Annotated in this window: 21 protein-coding genes; all 21 read left to right on the forward strand. The window is 38.5% G+C overall.

Annotated elements, in window-relative coordinates; all coding sequences use genetic code 11:
• The 21 genes from FEDK69T_RS05630 to FEDK69T_RS05730 all read left to right on the forward strand — a co-directional run bounded on the left by FEDK69T_RS05630 (position 1) and on the right by FEDK69T_RS05730 (position 19,142).
• The gene (locus FEDK69T_RS05630; protein ID WP_035630345.1) at positions 1-462 is read left to right on the forward strand and encodes an ABC transporter permease; all 462 of its coding nucleotides are present in this window, start codon (positions 1-3) and stop codon (positions 460-462) included.
• Entirely contained in the window at positions 463-867 is a 405-nt protein-coding gene (locus tag FEDK69T_RS05635) for a hypothetical protein (RefSeq protein ID WP_035630258.1), read from the forward strand.
• Positions 867-1,862, forward strand: a complete 996-nt coding sequence (locus FEDK69T_RS05640; protein WP_023573191.1) for a BtrH N-terminal domain-containing protein — start codon at positions 867-869, stop codon at positions 1,860-1,862. Before FEDK69T_RS05635 ends, FEDK69T_RS05640 begins: the two co-directional genes overlap by 1 nt.
• A gap of 6 nt (positions 1,863-1,868) precedes the next feature.
• The gene (locus tag FEDK69T_RS05645) at positions 1,869-2,624 is read left to right on the forward strand and encodes an ABC transporter ATP-binding protein (RefSeq protein ID WP_023573192.1); all 756 of its coding nucleotides are present in this window, start codon (positions 1,869-1,871) and stop codon (positions 2,622-2,624) included.
• On the forward strand, positions 2,617-3,900 hold the full coding sequence (locus FEDK69T_RS05650; RefSeq protein WP_035630257.1) for an ABC transporter permease: 1,284 nt from the start codon (positions 2,617-2,619) through the stop codon (positions 3,898-3,900). The genes FEDK69T_RS05645 and FEDK69T_RS05650 overlap by 8 nt, the downstream gene beginning before the upstream one ends.
• Positions 3,875-4,324 carry an acyl-CoA thioesterase gene (locus FEDK69T_RS05655; RefSeq protein WP_035630255.1) on the forward strand — a complete coding sequence of 150 codons (450 nt, stop codon included), beginning with the start codon at positions 3,875-3,877 and terminating at the stop codon, positions 4,322-4,324. Before FEDK69T_RS05650 ends, FEDK69T_RS05655 begins: the two co-directional genes overlap by 26 nt.
• Entirely contained in the window at positions 4,294-5,460 is a 1,167-nt protein-coding gene (locus FEDK69T_RS05660) for a beta-ketoacyl synthase N-terminal-like domain-containing protein (RefSeq protein WP_240473171.1), read from the forward strand. The genes FEDK69T_RS05655 and FEDK69T_RS05660 overlap by 31 nt, the downstream gene beginning before the upstream one ends.
• Positions 5,461-5,462: 2 nt before the next feature.
• On the forward strand, positions 5,463-6,077 hold the full coding sequence (locus FEDK69T_RS05665) for a hypothetical protein (protein WP_023573196.1): 615 nt from the start codon (positions 5,463-5,465) through the stop codon (positions 6,075-6,077).
• 2 nt (positions 6,078-6,079) lie between these two features.
• Positions 6,080-6,337 (forward strand): phosphopantetheine-binding protein, encoded by a 258-nt coding sequence (locus tag FEDK69T_RS05670; RefSeq protein WP_023573197.1) that lies wholly within the window; start codon positions 6,080-6,082, stop codon positions 6,335-6,337.
• 67 nt (positions 6,338-6,404) lie between these two features.
• On the forward strand, positions 6,405-7,595 hold the full coding sequence (locus FEDK69T_RS05675) for a beta-ketoacyl-[acyl-carrier-protein] synthase family protein (RefSeq protein ID WP_035630253.1): 1,191 nt from the start codon (positions 6,405-6,407) through the stop codon (positions 7,593-7,595).
• On the forward strand, positions 7,595-8,656 hold the full coding sequence (locus tag FEDK69T_RS05680) for a beta-ketoacyl synthase N-terminal-like domain-containing protein (RefSeq protein WP_035630252.1): 1,062 nt from the start codon (positions 7,595-7,597) through the stop codon (positions 8,654-8,656). Before FEDK69T_RS05675 ends, FEDK69T_RS05680 begins: the two co-directional genes overlap by 1 nt.
• Positions 8,650-9,426, forward strand: a complete 777-nt coding sequence (locus tag FEDK69T_RS05685) for a polysaccharide deacetylase family protein (RefSeq protein WP_035630250.1) — start codon at positions 8,650-8,652, stop codon at positions 9,424-9,426. The genes FEDK69T_RS05680 and FEDK69T_RS05685 overlap by 7 nt, the downstream gene beginning before the upstream one ends.
• Entirely contained in the window at positions 9,416-10,039 is a 624-nt protein-coding gene (locus FEDK69T_RS05690; RefSeq protein ID WP_035630248.1) for a LolA family protein, read from the forward strand. The genes FEDK69T_RS05685 and FEDK69T_RS05690 overlap by 11 nt, the downstream gene beginning before the upstream one ends.
• Positions 10,040-10,091: 52 nt before the next feature.
• Positions 10,092-10,646, forward strand: coding sequence for a hypothetical protein (locus tag FEDK69T_RS05695; RefSeq protein WP_023573202.1), 555 nt, complete (start codon positions 10,092-10,094; stop codon positions 10,644-10,646).
• Between the two features lie 2 nt (positions 10,647-10,648).
• On the forward strand, positions 10,649-11,254 hold the full coding sequence (locus FEDK69T_RS05700) for an outer membrane beta-barrel protein (RefSeq protein WP_023573203.1): 606 nt from the start codon (positions 10,649-10,651) through the stop codon (positions 11,252-11,254).
• Positions 11,255-11,266: 12 nt separating this feature from the next.
• Positions 11,267-11,899, forward strand: a complete 633-nt coding sequence (locus FEDK69T_RS05705; protein ID WP_023573204.1) for a porin family protein — start codon at positions 11,267-11,269, stop codon at positions 11,897-11,899.
• A gap of 6 nt (positions 11,900-11,905) precedes the next feature.
• Positions 11,906-12,277: a hotdog family protein gene (locus tag FEDK69T_RS05710; RefSeq protein WP_023573205.1), complete on the forward strand. Its 372-nt coding sequence runs from the start codon at positions 11,906-11,908 to the stop codon at positions 12,275-12,277.
• 1 nt (position 12,278) lies between these two features.
• Positions 12,279-12,764: a hypothetical protein gene (locus FEDK69T_RS05715; protein WP_023573206.1), complete on the forward strand. Its 486-nt coding sequence runs from the start codon at positions 12,279-12,281 to the stop codon at positions 12,762-12,764.
• A 6-nt stretch (positions 12,765-12,770) separates the two neighbouring features.
• Positions 12,771-13,949 (forward strand): DUF2062 domain-containing protein, encoded by a 1,179-nt coding sequence (locus FEDK69T_RS05720; protein ID WP_023573207.1) that lies wholly within the window; start codon positions 12,771-12,773, stop codon positions 13,947-13,949.
• Positions 13,950-17,618: an MMPL family transporter gene (locus FEDK69T_RS05725; protein WP_023573208.1), complete on the forward strand. Its 3,669-nt coding sequence runs from the start codon at positions 13,950-13,952 to the stop codon at positions 17,616-17,618. It abuts the gene before it with no gap.
• Positions 17,619-17,621: 3 nt separating this feature from the next.
• A complete protein-coding gene (locus tag FEDK69T_RS05730; protein WP_023573209.1) occupies positions 17,622-19,142 on the forward strand; it encodes a phytoene desaturase family protein in 1,521 nt (506 codons plus the stop codon).
• Position 19,143: the final 1 nt, after the last annotated feature.

The following is a 19,143-nucleotide window of genomic DNA, read 5'->3' on the forward strand; positions in this document are numbered from 1 at the left end:
ATGGAGCAATTCGAAAATGTAATCGATATAAAATTGTTTTTACCACATCGTGAACCGATGCTCATGGTAGATTATATATTAGAGCTGACTCAGACCGAAGTTAAAACGATTTTTGAAATCAAAGAAGACAATCTTTTTGTTGCCGATGGTTTTTTTTCGGAAACAGGGCTTGTTGAAAACGGAGCTCAGACTTGTTCTTCCATTGTTGGACAATTCTTTTTTTTAGATGAAAACCAACAAGTAAAAGAAGATGTCGAAGTAATCGGTTTTATCAGTGGCATAAAAAAAATAACAGTGCATGAATTGCCAAAGGTTGGAAGTGTCATTACGACCAATGGTGTTTTGCTCTCCCGTTTTGACACAGATGAGTACAGTATTGGTACGATGGTGTGTCAAACGTTTTGTGAGGAAGTGTTGCTTTTCGAAGCAGAAATAAATTTATTCATTCAGGAGAAAAGATAGATGAAGAAGGAAGAAGTACCGCAGGACAAAAGCAATCTTTCAGTAAGTAATATGAAAGAGCTTTGTTACGCAACCGATGAAAACGGAAACTATACCACGGCTTTAAGTTCGGGTTGGGAACCAAAGACGATTGCTCTTGAAAATTCCATTCAGGATATCAATGAAAGGGTGGAACAAGCCAGGAATGATGTAAAAGCAGGTATTTACAGTCCGATTGTGTACTTTATGGAAGTGCATAAAATGGATTGGAATATTTTGGCAAGTTATGTAGGTATGTGGGTTTGGCGTGTAAAACGTCACGGAAAACCGTCGGTATTTAAAAAATTGAATGATAAAATTATGGCGAATTACGCTGAAGCCTTCGAAATTTCAGTGGAAACGCTAAAAAACTATAAAGGAGACTAATGGAAACCAATTTCATCCATCATCAGTCCGCACACTGCGAAAATGGAGTAGCCTCCAATTTGCTTAAGCATCACGGAATCAATATCAGCGAACCGATGGTTTTCGGTATTGGATCGGGGCTTTTCTTTTTCTATCTGCCGTTGCTGAAAGTCAATCATGCGCCGGCAATCAGTTACCGTCCCATGCCTGGTTCTATTTTCAATAAAGCCGCCAAGCGATTGGGAATCAAAGTAAAAAGAGTAAAATTTTCCAATCCGCAATCGGCGCAAAAAGCGCTGGAGGAAAATCTTAAAAACAATATACCGTCGGGATTACAGGTTGGTGTTTATAATTTAACCTATTTCCCCGACGAATACCGCTTTCATTTCAATGCACACAATCTGGTTGTGTATGGAAAAAATGAAGGTAATTTTTTAATCAGTGACCCGGTAATGGAAACCGTTACCACGCTGACTGAAAAAGAACTTGAGAAAGTGCGTTTTGCTAAAGGAGCTTTGGCACCTAAAGGACAAATGTATTACCCAACTGCAATTCCGGAGAATATCGACTGGGAAACCGCTATCAGGAAAGGGATAAAAAATACCTGCAACGATATGCTTGCTCCTATGCCGATTATTGGCGTAAGAGGAATGCGATATGTGGCGTCCAGTATCCGAAAATGGCCGGTTAAGAAAAATCCAAGAGTCGCAAATCATTATCTTGCTCAGATGGTGCGTATGCAGGAAGAAATCGGTACAGGAGGCGGTGGTTTCAGGTTCATTTATGCTGCTTTTCTTCAGGAAGCATCCGTTATTCTTAAAAATGATTCGCTGAAGGGACTTTCTCTTGAAATGACTGCTATCGGAGATCAATGGCGTGATTTCGCCGTAAACGCTGCCCGTGTTTATAAAAAGAGAAGTAATCAGACGGATGTTTACAACAGCCTGGCTGATGAACTACTTCAATTAGCTGATTTAGAAGAAGCTTTTTTTAAAAAACTTAAAAAAGCGATATAAATTCTTATGAATGAGCCGATAATACATATCACCGAACTTTATAAGAAGTACAAAGAGGCCGATGATTTTTCAGTGAACAACCTGAGTCTGTTGATTGAAAGAAGCGAAATCTTTGGTTTGCTGGGACCTAACGGAGCTGGTAAAACCACTTTGATTTCAATGTTGTGCGGACTGATAAAGCCAACTTCAGGAAAGTTTACGATTGACGGACTCTCATACGACAAAAATGCCACTTTAATTAAGGAGACAATCGGTGTTGTCCCGCAGGAATATGCTTTGTATCCTACGTTGACGGCACGTGAAAACCTGCGATATTTTGGAAGTATGTATGGTTTGAAAGGGAAAAACCTGCACGATAAAGTGGATGAGGCTCTGGAGCATTTGGGCTTGTTAAAATTTGCCGGTAAAAGAATTGAAACGTTCTCCGGAGGAATGAAGCGACGGGTAAACCTGATTGCCGGAATCCTGCATGAGCCTTCGGTTTTGTTTTTGGATGAGCCTACTGTTGGGGTTGATGTACAATCCAAAAACGTTATCATCGACTATTTGAAAGAGCTCAATTTGAAAGGGACTACCATTATTTATACCTCACACCATTTGTCGGAAGCCCAGGATTTCTGCAGCCATATAGCAATTATTGACAGAGGGCGAATTTATGCTCAGGGGGCACCAAAAGAGTTAATAGCGGATACGCCAAATGCTCATAATCTTGAAGACGTATATATTTCATTAACCGGTAAAGAACTACGCGATGATGTATAAGTTTTTAATGTCGGTTCAAAAGGAAATGCTTCTTCTGAGAAGGGATTTGGGCGGATTGGTAATCTTGTTCCTTATGCCGTTGGTGTTGATTGTCACCGTTACGTTAATTCAGGACAGCACCTTTAAATCGGTTACTGAAAGTAAGATTCCAATACTTTTGGTGGATAATGATAATGGCGAAATATCCAAAACGGTAAAATCCAGTTTAAACGAAAGCGGTTCTTTTGAAATTGTTACAGAAATAAAAGGAGCTGCTTTAACTGAAGCAATGGCAGGTGAAGCTGTTTTTAAAGGAAAATATCAGTTGGCGATTGTCATTCCGGAAAAATTAAGCGTTGATCTGGAAAAGAAAGTCACTCAGAATGTAGAAGATATCATCAGTAAATTCGGATTGGAAGATACTATTCCGAAAGCCGAAAAGGAAAAAGCTGTCAAGACAAAGGAAATCAAAATGTACTTTGATCCGGCTACCCAGCTTACTTTTAAAAATGGGGTGAAAAACGCCATCGACAAAATGATATCCCAAGTAGAAACGAAATCGATTTACAAAGCATTTCAGGATCAGTTGGGAGAAGAAGGTGAACCTATCTTTGAACAGGAGAACTTCATTACTTTCAAAGAAATAGTTCCTAAGGTGGACAATAAAGAAATCCTTCCCAATTCGGTGCAACATAATGTTCCGGCTTGGACATTGTTTGCGATATTCTTTATCGTAGTGCCGCTTTCGATTAACATCGTAAAGGAAAAAGGACAAGGAACCCAAATCCGATTGATCACAAATCCGGTTCCGTATGCCGTTGTCATCGCGGGAAAAACTGCAACCTATCTGATAATTTGCATGATTCAGTTTTTACTTATGGTGGCCGTTGGGGTTTATCTTTTTCCTTACTTGGGACTGCCTGTTTTGGAAATAGAAGGCAAACTGATTTTAATGAGCCTTGTGGCCCTTTTTTCAGGTTTGGCTGCCATCGGATTCGGGATTTTATTGGGAACCGTTGCTAAAACACAGGAGCAGTCAGCACCGTTTGGAGCAACGTCCGTTGTTATTTTGGCGGCTATCGGCGGCGTTTGGGTTCCGGTTTTTGCCATGCCTAAAATCATGCAGTTTGTATCGCATATCTCACCTATGAATTGGGGATTAAATGCGTTTTATGATGTGCTGTTGCGCAACGGAAGTATCGTAGAAATCCTTCCGGAAATTAATTTATTACTTTTGTTTTTTATACTTACAATAACCATTGCAATCGTCTATGATAAAAAGAAAAGAGCAGTATAACGAAGCGGCGGAACTTACGGTTAACCAGGAAATTCGTGTTCGTTTTAATGAAACGGATCCGTTGGGAATTGTATGGCACGGTTATTACATTACCTATTTTGAAGACGGACGTGAAGCGTTTGGCCGACAACATGGCATTTCTTATTTGGACGTTAACAAATTCGGCTATACGACACCAATCGTCAAGTCTAGCTGCGAACATAAATTATCCCTTCGTTATGGCGATGTGGCTCGGATTGAAACGACTATAGTTGATTCTCCAGCCGCAAAAATGATTTTCAGATATAAGATTTACGATGCTAATAATGAGGTAGCCTGTACGGGAGAAACCGTTCAGGTATTTGTAGATGAAACAGGAACATTATCGTTAAATCTTCCTCCTTTTTTTGAAGAATGGAAGCGAAAAGTAGGCTTGCTGAAGTAGTGGTGAAGAATGTTTATATAACCAAAACCAATTGTGTTACTCCTTTAGGGTTTGACGTTGCATCGAATTGGCAAGCATTACTGAAAGGGCAATCCGGGATACAGCGGTTTGAGAAATTAGGCATGCTGGAGTCGTTTTACGCTTCTGTTGTTGATTCCGATAAAATTGATACGGCTTTTGCATCGATTTCAGACAAGAATCATTTTACTAAACTGGAAAAAATGCTGATTTTGGCATTAATGCCATTAATCGGCCAATATAATATTACAAACAAAACGGCCTTTGTTTTTTCAACAACCAAAGGAAATATTGGATTGTTGGAAGATGAAAATAATGCTGTTGAAGGGGCTCATTTAGCTGTCTTGGCAAAAAAAATCAGTTCATTTTTCGGATTTTCCACGGAACCGATCGTGGTTTCCAATGCCTGTGTGTCGGGAGTTTTAGCGATTGCGGTTGCCAAAAGAATGATTCAGACAGGCGTATACGACAATGCTTTTGTGGTGGCCGGAGATGCGGTGTCGGAATTTGTTTTGTCCGGATTCAATTCCTTCCAGGCGATGAGCGAAGCTCCTTGTAAACCTTACGACGAAGAACGAAATGGGGTTACATTGGGAGAAGCTGCAGCAGCAGTTTACCTGACCTCGAGGGAAACAGAAGTTCGTCCCGGAGCCGTTAAGGTTATTGGAGATGGCGCTATTAATGACGCTAACCATATTTCAGGGCCTTCACGGACTGGTGAAGGATTGTTTCGAAGTATCGAAAGCGCCTTCGCGGAAGCCGGTGTGGCAAAAGAAAAATTGGATTATATTTCGGCCCACGGAACGGCAACGCTTTACAATGATGAGATGGAAGCTGTAGCCTTCAATCGACTGGGAATCAATACTGTTTCCGTAAACAGTTTGAAAGCATTTTATGGACATACGCTTGGAGCATCGGGACTTTTAGAAACAGTAATAGCTATTGAAAGTGCCAGGAATAATCAGCTGATTGCTTCAAAAGGTTTTGCAAAGATGGGTGTTTCACAACCGATTTCGATTATCACTAAAAATGAAGAAAAGGAAATTAATTTTTTCCTGAAAACAGCTTCGGGTTTTGGTGGGTGTAATACCGCTGTTTTATTTGAAAAAGTAGTTTAAATTTGCAGACAAAAAATTACATATCAGGTCATTGTGTAATCGAAAACAATTCGGTTATGGTTAATGGCGTTAAACAATTTGAACTGGAGCAGGCTTCTTTTTCGGAATTTGCAAAAGCGGCCTATAAAAATTTCAACATGGATTATCCTAAGTTTTTCAAAATGGATAATCTGAGTAAATTGGCCTTTTTGGCTTCGGAAATTATTTTGGGGAGCAAGGTAAAAGAAGGGGAGGAAAATAATATTGCATTGGTTTTTGCCAATCAGTCCTCCAGTCTGGATACTGATGTGAAGTACCAGGGCTCAATTGCAGACAAGGAGAATTATTTTCCAAGTCCGGCAGTTTTTGTGTACACCTTGCCAAATATTTGCATAGGCGAGATTAGTATTAGGCATAAATTGCAGTCAGAGAACGCTTTTTTCGTTTTTGAAGATTTCAATGCGGAATTTATGACGAATTATGCGGACTTGCTTTTGGCAACAAACAAAGCCGAAAAAGTATTGTGCGGCTGGGTAGAATACTATCAGGAAAATTACAAAGCAATCCTTTATATGGTTGAAAAACAAGGGGATTTAGAACATAATAAAGAAATAGTAAATACATTATACAATAAATAATCATGGAAGCATTAAAGCAGGAGTTAAAGGGGAAAATTATTGAAGTTTTAAATTTGGAGGACATTGCTGTTGAGGAAATTAACGATAACGACGCTCTTTTTGGAGATGGTTTAGGATTGGATTCTATTGATGCTTTGGAATTAATTGTACTATTGGATAAAGATTACGGAATCAAATTGACCGATCCGAAAGCGGGAAAAACCATTTTCCAGTCAGTTGAAACAATGGCAACTTATATTACCGATAACAGAACAAAGTAATTTGGTTTAGGCTTGTTAGGCAGTCTGGCAAATCTAAATCAACAATTTAATAATCCGGATAGTTCAGATGAAAGTTGCAATAACAGGGATGGGGATAATCTCTTCGATTGGAAACAATGTCGAAGAGAATTATGCTGCTTTGATAAGTGGTAAAACTGGGATTTCTTCCATAGAGAATTTTGACACAGCACATGCTGCCGTTATCAAAGTCGGAGAAATTAAGAAAAGCAACCAACAGTTAGCGCAACAATTGGGACTTTCCGCTGATAATGATTTTTCCAGAACATCCATGTTGGGTGCAATTGCTGCACAACAGGCACTGGAAAATGCCGAAATTAAAGATTGTAATGAATACAGAACAGGGTTGGTTTCTGCGACAAGCGTCGGCGGGATGGACATGACCGAAAAGTTCTATTACGATTATTTTGAAGATGAATCTTGCAGAAGATATATTACCAGTCACGATTGCGGTGAGGTAACTCATAAAATTGCCGAGCATATTGGATTGAAAGGACTTGTTACTACGGTTAGTACAGCCTGTTCTTCGGCTGCAAATGCCATTATGATTGGTGCCCGTCTTATTCAATCCGGACAATTAGACCGTGTAATCGTCGGCGGAACCGATGCTTTGGCCAAATTCACTATAAACGGTTTTAAAACCCTGATGATTTTATCGGATACCTATAACACGCCTTTTGATAACAATCGAAAAGGCCTGAATTTAGGGGAAGCCGCTGCTTTTTTGGTTTTGGAATCGGATGCGATGGTTCAGAAAGAAAATAAAAAAGTTCTGGCGTATGTTTCCGGTTTTGGAAATGCCAACGATGCCTACCATCAGACGGCTTCTTCAGAAAATGGGGAAGGGGCTTTTCTAGCCATGCAAAAAGCATTGAAAATGTCTGGTTTGAATGTGTCCGACATCGATTATATCAACGCACACGGAACGGCAACACCCAATAACGATTTATCGGAAGGGCGTGCCATACTTCGGGTTTTCGGCGAGAATGTACCGGAATTCAGTTCGACCAAAGGATTTACCGGACATACATTAGCAGCAGCAGCAGCCATTGAAGCGGTTTACAGTGTTTTGGCATTGCAGAACAATGTTGTATTTCCAAACCTGAATTTCAAAACCCCAATGGAAGAATTTGATTTGATTCCGCAAACAACACTGAAGGAAAAATCGATTTCGCATGTGCTTTCCAATTCTTTTGGATTTGGAGGGAATTGTTCAACCGTATTATTTTCTAAAAACTGATGAAGACGTGTTATATCAACGGGACAGGGTGTATTTCGACTCAAAACACTTTTGAAACGGATTTTTTATCGGAAGTAACGATTAATAATACGGAGAATGTAATTTACGCGAACCAGCCTTCGTATAAGGAATTTATTGCCCCGGCGGCTAGTCGTCGTATGGCAAAAGGAGTGAAAATGGGAATTGCAGCTTCTTCCAAAGCGTTGAAAGATGCAAATCTAACCATGCCCGAAGCTATTATTATCGGAACCGGTATGGGGTGCGTTGAAGATTCTGAAAAGTTCCTGAAATCAATCTTAGATAACAAAGAAGAATTTCTGACGCCAACATCGTTTATCCAGTCGACCCACAATACGGTCGGAGGTCAAATCGCATTGGGATTACAGTGCAAAGGTTACAATTTTACGTACGTAAACGGCGCCGTATCCTTTGAAACGGCTTTGCTGGACGCGAAAATGCAGATTGAAAACGATGAAGTGGAAAGTATCCTTGTGGGCGGAATCGATGAAACAGGAACTTATACCTTATCGCTTCACAAACTGATTAACTTGGTCAAGTCGGAAGAAGATAAACCGTATTCTGTTTTAAATTCGAATTCAAAAGGAATTGTTCATAGCGAAGGAGCCGGTTTTTTTGTGTTGGAAAACGAGAAAAAGGAAAGTTCTTATGCTTTGGTCGAGGCGGTTTCCTTGCAGAGTTCTCTGGAAACAGAAGAGGTTTCAGATTTTATCGCCAACTTTTTGGAAGCTAATAATTTAAAAATCTCCGATATCGATGCCATTGTTTTAGGAAATAATGGGGATGTGGAATTTGATGATTATTATGATATTTCAAATTCTCTTTTTAAAAATACTCCTCAAGTATATTATAAGCATTTAAGCGGTGAATACAATACTGCTTCGGCGTTTGGTTTTTGGATAGCGGCAAACATTATCAAAAATCAAGACATCCCAGAGGTTGTGAGTATGAATGCCTTAAAAAAGGAGGCGTATAGCACGATTTTGTTGTACAATCAGTATCGCGGAAAAGATCATAGCTTAATCGTGCTCAAGAAATGCTAAAACATAGAAACATACTTCTTTTCTGCATTTCTGCCATTATTACCCTATTTGCCTTAAGTTTTTATTTTGATGTAAAATGGTGGAGTTTTCTGCTTGTTTTTGCTTTTTGGTTGGCGATGACCATTTTTGGGTCATCAAATATTAAAACCGGTTATTTCGTAAAAAGCTATTGTGATAACCCTGCCGAAAAGGAACTTAAAATAGCCATTTCATTTGACGACGGCCCGCATCCGATGACTGAAAAAGTGCTGGATTTACTGGGGCAATACAATGCAAAAGCCACTTTTTTCTGCATTGGAAGTCAAATTGAAAAGCATCCCGATATTTTTAAACGGATTTTAGACGAAGGTCATGTTGTTGGAAATCACTCGTATTCCCATTCGAATCGTTTCGGTTTTTTTTCGACTCAAAAAGTTGTCGATGAACTTAAACAAACGAATGCTATTATCGAACGTCTTTCGAGTAAGAAAGCATTGTATTTCCGTCCGCCCTTCGGTGTAACGAATCCTAATATAGCCCGAGCTGTTGCCAAAACCAATCACCATGTTATCGGATGGAATAACCGTTCCCTCGATACCGCTATTGAAGACGAGGCAAAGATTTTGAAAAGAGTTAAAAACAGGATGGCACCCGGAGGGATTATTCTGTTGCACGATACTTCGTTAAAAACGGTGAATGTTTTGGAACAGTTATTGTTATTTTTGCAGTCGAAAAAATATCAATGTGTAACCATTGATGCTTTGTTAAACATCCCAGCGTATGAAAATTAGATTTTTTTTAATATTGGTTTTGATTGTAAACACTGTTTTTGCTCAGGAAAAGAAGATGTCTGCGGCAGAAATTGATGTTTTCAAGGCAACAGTTGAAAAAGAAACCAAAAACATAAAATCATTAAAAACGGATTTTATCCAGTACAAACACCTTGATTTTTTATCAAGGGATATCGAAACTTCAGGGAAAATGTATTTCAAACAACCCAATTGGCTTAATTGGCAATACACAAAACCTTATCAGTACAGTATTGTTTTCAAGAATAACAAGGTGTATATCAATGATCAGGGGAATAAAAGTACGGTAGACGCCAACAGCAAGATGTTCGAAAAGATCAATAAACTGATCATTGGCAGCGTGAGCGGAAACATGTTCGATGACAAGGAATTTTCGATTGCCTATTTTAAGAACAAAGATTCATATATCGCCAAACTGACACCCAAAACGGCAACCATCAAGAAATACATTCAACAGGTGGATTTGTATTTTCCAATGAGTGATGCAACCGTTTCTCAAGTGAAATTAATAGAACCTTCAGGCGATTTTACGCGTATCGTATTCAAAAACAAGCAGATCAATGCCAAAGTCGATGATTCGGTTTTTACTAATTAGTGCTTTTTCTGTTCTTCTTTTTTCCTGTAAATCATATGAAATTGCAAATGCAGTGAAAAAGGAATCTTCGGTAAAAGAATTCCAAAACCAATATTTTGCCAATCCCGAAACTGATTATGTCTATAAAGCGCATATCGATGTTTATGGTAATGAACTTAGCGGAATTTTTATTGCGAAGAGAATTAACGATTCTATTCATCGGGTGGTTTTTACAACAGATTTCGGTAACAAACTGCTCGATTTTGAATTGTCGGAAACCGATTTTAAGGTGAATTACATTCTGGAGGATTTAAATAAGAAGATCGTTGTAAATACATTGAGGGATGATTTCAGATTGTTGCTGAAAGTTGATTATGTGATATCTGAATCACTTGAAAATGAGGAATGCTATATTTACAAATCGGCAGATAAAAAACGATTTAATTATTTTTTCGTCAATAAAACCGATGGGAAACTGGTAAAATTGATTAATGCTTCAAAAAGTAAGGAAAAAGTAGTGTTAGGATTTGCTTCAAAAAACAGTACTTTTGCGGAAAATATTACAATTCAGCATAAAAATATTAAACTTAAGATAGAACTTAATCAAATCAGTAATCAATCAAATTAAAAATGAAAAAATTAATTGCCTCAATCGTGTTTTGTTTTTTAGGATTAACTCAAATGAATGCTCAGGTTACTTTTAGACCAGGGATTAGAGGAGGATTGAACTTCTCACATTTTACTAAAGGAGATAATTATTACTATTATGACAATAACGGTCATTACGTTAATGATGAAAGAGATTTTAATTCAAAGACAGATTTTTATGTATCGTTTTACGGGGAATTGAAATTATCAAAAGTTTACACTTTGCAACCAGAAATAGGATATTCCGCACAAGGTTCCGACTTTGATTATATCGATGGGAATGGACATCATAGAACTGAGACTTATGATATTTCTTATTTGTCACTCGGAGTAGCAAACAAATTTACATTTGGCAAATTTAATTTTCACGTTGGCCCAACGATGGATTTTGTTGTTAGCGATAATTTCAAGCCGGACAGTGATGTGGATATGGCTTTCTTTTTAGGAGCAGGTTATAACTTTACTAAGAACTTCGGAATAGAAGCCAGAATCAAAAAAGGGATCATTCCGGTAGTTGATTTTTATGAAGACAATCGCACTAACGTAGTATTTCAAACAGGAGTTACGTATACTTTTGACGTAAAATAAGTAAAATAAAAAATGAAAAAGTATATAGTATTTGCCGTTTTTAGTTGTTTAATTTTTTCCAGTGCTTCAGCTCAGGTGACTGTTAAACCAGGTCTAAAGGGAGGCGCGAATTTTTCTACATTAACAGGCTTTAACGCTGATTTTAGCACCAATTTTTATGTGGGTGGTTTTGCGGCTATTAAATTGGCTGAAATTTATACCCTTCAACCGGAATTACTTTATTCTGCACAAGGTGCTATAGTAAAACAGAGATTCGACAATATCGCAAGTGATCCGGCGAACGCTTACAGTGAAACAAAGTATTCATTGGATTATTTGTCAATGAGTGTTATCAATAAATTTACTTTCGGGCACGGATTTGAAGCGGTTGTGGGACCGACTTTAGATTTTCAGGTAAGTGACAATTTGGGAAGGGCTAGCGATGACCTTATTGGGTTTGATATGGGAATTGTTGGAGGAGTTGGATATTCTTTACCGAATGGACTGACTTTCGAAGCGCGTTTCAAACAAGGATTTATCGATATTTTTGGCGGTGAGTATTATGTTGATAGCAATACTGACACCTATGGAGATATTGACGATGTTTACCTAAATCAGGTTTTCCAAGTGGGTCTTGCATATACATTTGATGTAAAACAAAAATAAGGGCTTATGTTACTGAAGGATTTTTATACCGTTCAAAAATTAGAGAATGTTTCGGAAGGGAAATATGATGCAGTCGTATCTCTAAACCGCCAGCACGATATTTTTAAAGGGCATTTTCCGGGAAATCCTGTAACGCCCGGAGTTTGCATGATGCAGATAATTAAAGAACTTTCTCAGGAAATCCTGGGAAGTTCTTTGTTTATGACAAATTCGTCCAATGTGAAATTTATGGCGCTTATCAATCCGGATATCAATCCGGTATTACGATTGGAGCTAGAAATTTCAGGTGATTTGGAATCCGGGATAAAAGTGAAAAATACCACAAGTTTTGATGATACAGTCGCATTAAAACTTACCAATACCTATAAAAAAGCATAATTTGAAATTTCTGATTTACATAGCAGCCGTTTTTTTTTCATTGATTACCCAAGAGCTAACTGAGGTAAGGGAAAGTTACTATGCTGCATCAAAATCAAAGCAAAATGCCGAAAAGTTTCATGCAATGCTTTCCGGATACAATAAAAATAATGCAACCTTACTGGCTTATAAAGGAGCCGCAATTGTACTTAAATCAAAGTATGTTCCCAAAGCAAAACAAAAAAAAGAATTGTTTGTTGAAGGGGTAACCATTGTGGAGAAAGCATTGAAATCGGAACCGGCTAATGCCGAAATTCACCTTATCCGTCTCAGTATTCAGGAAAACACGCCTAAAGCATTGAAGTACAAAGGGAATATTGAAGAGGATAAAAAATTGATTGTTAATTCTTTTGATAACCAATCCAAAGAGGTAAAGGAATGCATAAAAAAATACGTTAAGCAATCGGCAGTTTTTTCTGAACACGAAAAAAAGCAGATTCTAAAATAACACGCCATGAATGCCAATCCATCTTTAAGCGAGCGAATTGAAAAGCATAAGCTGTGTGTTATTATTCCAACCTACAATAACCATAAAACGCTGCGTCGTGTTATTGACGGTGTTTTAAATTACACTCAAAACTGCATTGTTGTCAATGACGGGTCAACGGATACCACCAAAGAAATTTTGAGTTCGTATCCGAATATTATCCAAATTCACATAGCGAAAAATCAAGGGAAAGGGAATGCTCTTCGCGAAGGTTTCCGAAAGGCAAAAGAATTAGGGTATCGTTATGCCATTACCATTGATTCTGACGGTCAGCATTTTCCAAGTGATATACCTGTTTTTCTGGATAATCTGGAAAATTCCGAGAAAGAAGTGCTGTTAATCGGTAACCGTAACATGAATCAGGATGGCATACCTAAAAAGAGCAGTTTCGGAAATAAATTTTCCAATTTTTGGTTTTGGTTCGAGACCGGAATCGAACTGGAGGACACGCAATCCGGTTACCGCCTGTATCCGCTGGAGTCGCTTCCACAACGTTTTTTTACCAAAAAATTCGAATTTGAAATCGAAGTCATTGTTAGAACCGCTTGGAATGGTGTCGAGGTAAAGAATGTTCCGATAAATATTTTATACGATCCGAACGAAAGGGTGACCCATTTTCGTCCTTTTAAAGATTTTACGCGAATAAGTATCCTGAATACTATTTTGGTTATTATCACCCTTTTGTACATCAAGCCGAGAGATTTTTTTAGAAGCTTTAAAAAAAAAAGTATAACGGCGTTCGTTCGTGAGGATATTTTAGCCAGTTCCGATTCGTATACCATCAAAGCCCTTTCCATTGGGTTAGGTGTTTTTGTGGGAATTGCCCCTTTTTGGGGATTTCAAACGCTGATTGTTATTTCATTAGCCGTGCTGTTGCGTTGGAACAAGGCATTGGCCTTCGCGTTTTCCAATGTGAGCATTCCCCCGATGATTCCTTTTATCATTTATGGTTCACTTCAAACCGGTGCTTTCTTTGTAGGTGATGAAGCCCAATTTACTTTGGGAAGTCCCATAACAATGGAACATGTAAAAGCACATATCATTCAGTACGTAATCGGGAGTTTTGTTTTAGCTACTGTAATGGCAATTCTTTTCGGAGTTGGAAGTTATTTGTTACTTTCGCTCTCGAAAAAATCAAGGACTTAAATGCACATTTATTTTATAAGAATTCATCATTTTGTTCAGCGAAATAAGCTGGCAGCTATTGGAATTGCATTGGCTTTTCTGTTGGTTTTTGGTTTTTTCGCTTCCAAAATTAAATTTGAAGAAGATATTACCCGTATCATTCCGAAAAACGACAAAGCGGATGTTACGGCAAAAGTATTACAGCAACTTAATTTTTCGGATAAAATCACCGTAATTATTGAGAAAGGGGAAGGCGGAACGGTAGATGATATGGCCGAAACTGCAACTGTTTTTTTAGACAGTGTGGCATCCTGTAATGCCTATATAAAAGATATTCAAGGGCAAGTAGATGAAGAAAATATTCAGGAAACATTTGATTTCGTTTACAATAATCTTCCGTTGTTCCTTGAAGATAAAGACTACGATCGCATTGAGCAGAAACTCAATAAAGACAGCATAGAGGTTCAGGTCGATAAAAATTACCGTACCCTGATTTCACCTACGGGAATCGTAGCGAAAGATTTTATTTTAAACGATCCTCTCGGGATTTCATTCATTGCCTTGAAAAAGCTGCAACAGTTGAGTATAGGCGACGAGTTTCAACTTAAAAATGGTTTCCTGGTTACTAAAGACGAGTCGAAACTGCTGCTGTTCATCAACCCCAAATTAAGCGGAAGCGAAACCGAAAAAAATACGCTTTTCGTTGATAAACTTACTACCATAAAAACCAATTTAAACAAGCAATTTGCCGAAAAAGCAAGCGTCGATTATTTTGGAGCCTCCCTGATAGCTGTTGCCAATGCAAAGCAGATCAAGCAGGACATTATTACAACCATACTGGTCTCCTTAGGAACCCTTATGCTGATTTTAATACTGTTTTACAGGAAATTGCTCGTGCCGGTAATCATTTTTATTCCATCTATTTTCGGAGTGCTGTGTGCCATTGCCTGCCTGTATTTTATCAGAACCACAATTTCGGCTATTTCATTAAGTGTTGGCGCTGTATTACTGGGGGTAACTATCGATTACTCCCTGCATATTCTTACCCATTACAAGAATAACAGCGATTTGAAAACACTGTACAAAGACATTACCATGCCGTTGATCATGAGTAGCAGTACTACCGCTTTGGCATTTTTGTGTTTATTGTTTGTGAATTCCGAGGCGCTTAAAGATCTGGGGATTTTTGCCGCGATTAGTGTAGTCGTTTCCGCCTTGTTTTCTTTGCTGGTTATTCCACATTTGTATTACCCTAAAGTCGGCGAACAGGACCGAAAAACAATATTGGACAAGGCGGCTGGCTTCTCATTTGAACGGAATAAATTTCTGATCATTTCGAGTGTAGTTGTTATCATTGTCAGCCTTTTTACTTTCGGTAAAGTAAAGTTCAACAACAACCTTTCGGAATTGAATTTTGTTCCAACCGAAATTAAAAAAGCCGAAGCCAAGTTGGAAAAAGCGACCAATTTAACGTCGAAATCCATCTATCTGGCGTCTTATGGCAACTCGGCTGAAGAAGCGCTTTCTAATGCCAATTCACTGTTCAATACTTTAGCGTCGGATAAAAAGAATAATACGATCCTGAATTTCAGTTCCATTGGCGGCGTAGTGCTTTCAAAGGAAATGCAGCAACAGAAAATTGCAAAATGGAACGCGTTCTGGACACCTGAAAAAAAGGAAGCCCTTCAGCATAATTTGATATCGGCAGGGAGTGCCATCGGATTTAAACCGCAATCCCATCAAACGTTTTATGATTTGCTGCAAAGCGATTTCGCGCCTATTGGGTTCGAAACCTATGCAAAAGTGAAAGCCTTGTTTTTAGATGAATTTGTCGCTTCTAAAAATGGTTTTTATACGATTTCATCGGTTGTAAAAGTCTCCAATGAACAGCGTGATGCTTTTGTGCGGAAGATTTCAAAAGAGAAAAACGTACTGGCTATAGACAGGCAGCAAATGAACGAAACCTTTTTAGGAAAACTCCGCGACGATTTCAATGATTTGATAAACTATTCTTTCGTAGCGGTAATCCTCATATTGTTTGTGTTTTTCCGGCGAATCGAACTGGTAATTGTCAGCACGATTCCAATTGTGATTACCGGGTTGGTTACTGCTGGGGTAATGGGGATTTTTGGTATTCAACTGAATATTTTCAGTACCATCGTATGTACGCTTATTTTTGGTCACGGCGTCGATTTCAGTATTTTCATGACCAGCGCACTGCAAAAGGAATACACCACCGGAAAAGATGAAATGCCGACCTACAGGACTTCCATTATATTGGCTGCCTTAACGACCATCCTGGCCATCGGAGCTTTAATTTTTGCAGAGCATCCGGCATTAAAATCGATTTCGTCGGTTTCGTTAATCGGGGTTTTTGCGGCCCTGTTGATTACCTTTATTTTCTATCCGATTTTATTCAGAATCTGTTTTATAAACAGGACCAAAAAAGGGAAATCGCCGATATCATTAAGGTTGCTGCTGCATTCCACGCTTTCATTTCTTTATTACGGATTGGGCGGACTCTTTTTTTCATTTACGGGAAAAATGCTGTTGAAAATCTTGCCTGTTAAGAAAGAAGTGAAAATGATGTGGTTCCGAATAATCATTTCAAAATTTATGAAATCGGTTTTGTATTCCAATCCATTTGTGAAAAAAGAGATTATCAACAGGCACGGAGAAAGGTTTGATAAGCCTTCGGTAATTATTTCCAACCACACTTCCTTTTTAGATACGCTGGCTGTTGGTATGGTTACCCCGAAAATCATTTATCTGGTCAATGACTGGGTTTACAATTCGCCTATTTTCGGACGCGTCGTGAAATTGGCGGGTTATTATCCGGTTTCACAAGGTGTCGAAGGCAGTGTAGAACATTTGAGGGAGAAAGTGGAACAAGGTTATTCACTAATGGTTTTTCCGGAAGGCTCACGTTCGGAGGACGGCGTAATCAACCGTTTTCACAAAGGGGCTTTTTATCTTGCAGAACATTTTAATCTGGATGTGCTTCCCGTATATATTCACGGAAATGCAGAGACTTTGCCTAAAGGCGATCACATTATTTACGATGAAAGCATCTCGGTGGTAATCGGCAAACGAATCAAAGCCGATGACACTTCTTTCGGGTTGAATTATTCGGAACGCACCAAAAAAATAAACAAACATTTCAGGGAAGAATACGCTCTTTTAAGAAAGGATTTGGAAGATGAAAACTATTTCAAAAACAAGTTGCTGCTCAGTTTCCTCTATAAGGAACGAGATGTGATTGAAGCCGTGAAATCCGATTTCGCGCAGAGAAAATCATTATACTTCCGACTGAATCAGGTACTGAAGGATGATGCGAAAATTTTGCATATAGCTGATGATTTCGGACAATTGGACGCTTTGTTGGTTCTTCAGCAGCCAAAAAGAAAAGTCGAGAGTTTTATGCTGGATCCGGAGAAAAGAGATATTGCTTCGTCAAATTATATTTTGAAAAAGCGACGACTTACTTATTTAGAGTCGGTTTCGGAAAATAATAAGAAAGCCGATGTTTTATTGGTTTCAGCCCAACACTCAGATTTTGTAAAGCAAATGGAACTGAACAATGTAAATCAAATCGTTTTAATTGATAATTTTGAATTGAAAAACCATTTTGTAGATCAGGGTTTTGAAGTAAACGGTAAGGAAGAGGGTTTATTGGTTTTAAAGAAATAAAAAGTGAATAAAAAGTACGACATAGTAATTGTTGGCAGCGGTTTGGGAGGATTGGTTTCGGCTATTATCCTTGCAAAGGAGGGAAAAAGCGTCTGCGTACTGGAAAAGAACAACCAGTACGGGGGCAATCTGCAGACATTCGTACGTGAAAAAAGAATCTTTGATACCGGAATTCACTATATAGGAGGATTAGAAAAAGGCCAAAATCTTTATAGATATTTTTCCTACATTGGCATCATGGATCATCTTAAACTAAAAAAGATGGATGAGGATGGGTTCGATATTATTTCTTTTGGAGAAGATGGGGCCGAATACCCACATGCGCAAGGGTACGAGAATTTTATCCGGCAATTGTTGGTCTATTTTCCAGATGAAGAAAAGACCATCCGAGCGTATTGTGAAAAACTGATTTATACCTGTGACTCATTTCCATTGTATAATTTAAAGCGGGGCGGAGGGTATCAAAACGAAATCTTGTCTATTAACGCAAAAGCATATCTGGATGAATTAACGGATAATGAAAAGCTGAAAGCGGTTTTGGCAGGATCTAATTTTTTATATGCCGGGATTGCTGACAAGACACCGTTTTACGTTCATGCGCTTTCTGTAAATTCATATATTCAAAGTTCATGGCGTTGTATAAATGGGGGAAGTCAAATTACAAAACAGTTGATCAAACAACTCCGAAAATATGGAGGCGAAGTATATAAACACAGGGAAGTAGTTGCATTTGATTTTGAAGAGGATAAGCTGGCTTCTGTAAAAACGCGAAATGGGGAAGAATTTTTTGGTGATATTTTTATTTCCAATATAGAACCGAAAACGACCCTCAAAATGATAGGTGAGGATAAGTTCAGAAAATCCTATTACAGCAGGATTCAGAGTTTGGAGGTGCTGCCTTCGGCTTTTAGTTTGTATATTGTTTTTAAACCGGAATGTTTTCCTTATCTGAACCATAATTATTATCATTTCAGAGACAGCAGCCGGATTTGGAACGCGAATGAATACACCGAAGCTTCCTGGCCTGAGGCATATATGGCCTCTATGAATGTGTCTGAGGAGAATCAGGTTTGGGCCGAGAGCCTTACGGCAATCACCTATCTGAAATTTGAGGAATTTTCAGAATGGGAAGACACGCAAAATACGGTTTCTCAGAAAGGAGACCGCGGCGCTTCGTATGAAGAATATAAAAGAGAAAAGGCTGAAGTTTTTATTGCCGAAATTGAGAAAAAATTTCCCGGGATACGCGATTGCATTCTATCGGTACACACATCTACTCCGCTTTCCTATCGGGATTATATCGGAGGGTATAAAGGAAATTTATATGGTTATGTCAAAGATTCGAGTAATCCGATGAAAACCTTCATTTCGCCAAAAACCAAAATTGAAAACCTTTTTATGACAGGGCAAAGTGTCAATATGCATGGCGTTTTGGGAGTAACTATCGGTGCTGTTGCTACTTGTTCGGAAATTTTGGGAGACGATTATCTTATAGATAAAATTAACCGCGAGCTGGAACAGTAAT

Origin of the sequence: Flavobacterium enshiense DK69, assembly GCF_000498495.1 — a bacterium.
Taxonomy (GTDB): Bacteria; Bacteroidota; Bacteroidia; order Flavobacteriales; family Flavobacteriaceae; genus Flavobacterium; species Flavobacterium enshiense.

Excerpts from the sequence above, each read along its gene's own strand:
- FEDK69T_RS05660 (WP_240473171.1), top strand. The coding sequence starts at position 4,294 with ATGGAAGCGAAAAGTAGGCTTGCTGAAGTAGTGGTGAAGAATGTTTAT.
- FEDK69T_RS05635 (WP_035630258.1), top strand. The coding sequence starts at position 463 with ATGAAGAAGGAAGAAGTACCGCAGGACAAAAGCAATCTTTCAGTAAGT.
- FEDK69T_RS05675 (WP_035630253.1), top strand. The coding sequence starts at position 6,405 with ATGAAAGTTGCAATAACAGGGATGGGGATAATCTCTTCGATTGGAAAC.
- FEDK69T_RS05650 (WP_035630257.1), top strand. The coding sequence starts at position 2,617 with ATGTATAAGTTTTTAATGTCGGTTCAAAAGGAAATGCTTCTTCTGAGA.
- FEDK69T_RS05630 (WP_035630345.1), top strand. The coding sequence starts at position 1 with ATGGAGCAATTCGAAAATGTAATCGATATAAAATTGTTTTTACCACAT.
- FEDK69T_RS05725 (WP_023573208.1), top strand. The coding sequence starts at position 13,950 with ATGCACATTTATTTTATAAGAATTCATCATTTTGTTCAGCGAAATAAG.
- FEDK69T_RS05680 (WP_035630252.1), top strand. The coding sequence starts at position 7,595 with ATGAAGACGTGTTATATCAACGGGACAGGGTGTATTTCGACTCAAAAC.
- FEDK69T_RS05720 (WP_023573207.1), top strand. The coding sequence starts at position 12,771 with ATGAATGCCAATCCATCTTTAAGCGAGCGAATTGAAAAGCATAAGCTG.
- FEDK69T_RS05640 (WP_023573191.1), top strand. The coding sequence starts at position 867 with ATGGAAACCAATTTCATCCATCATCAGTCCGCACACTGCGAAAATGGA.
- FEDK69T_RS05685 (WP_035630250.1), top strand. The coding sequence starts at position 8,650 with ATGCTAAAACATAGAAACATACTTCTTTTCTGCATTTCTGCCATTATT.
- FEDK69T_RS05700 (WP_023573203.1), top strand. The coding sequence starts at position 10,649 with ATGAAAAAATTAATTGCCTCAATCGTGTTTTGTTTTTTAGGATTAACT.
- FEDK69T_RS05670 (WP_023573197.1), top strand. The coding sequence starts at position 6,080 with ATGGAAGCATTAAAGCAGGAGTTAAAGGGGAAAATTATTGAAGTTTTA.
- FEDK69T_RS05655 (WP_035630255.1), top strand. The coding sequence starts at position 3,875 with ATGATAAAAAGAAAAGAGCAGTATAACGAAGCGGCGGAACTTACGGTT.
- FEDK69T_RS05690 (WP_035630248.1), top strand. The coding sequence starts at position 9,416 with ATGAAAATTAGATTTTTTTTAATATTGGTTTTGATTGTAAACACTGTT.
- FEDK69T_RS05645 (WP_023573192.1), top strand. The coding sequence starts at position 1,869 with ATGAATGAGCCGATAATACATATCACCGAACTTTATAAGAAGTACAAA.
- FEDK69T_RS05705 (WP_023573204.1), top strand. The coding sequence starts at position 11,267 with ATGAAAAAGTATATAGTATTTGCCGTTTTTAGTTGTTTAATTTTTTCC.
- FEDK69T_RS05710 (WP_023573205.1), top strand. The coding sequence starts at position 11,906 with ATGTTACTGAAGGATTTTTATACCGTTCAAAAATTAGAGAATGTTTCG.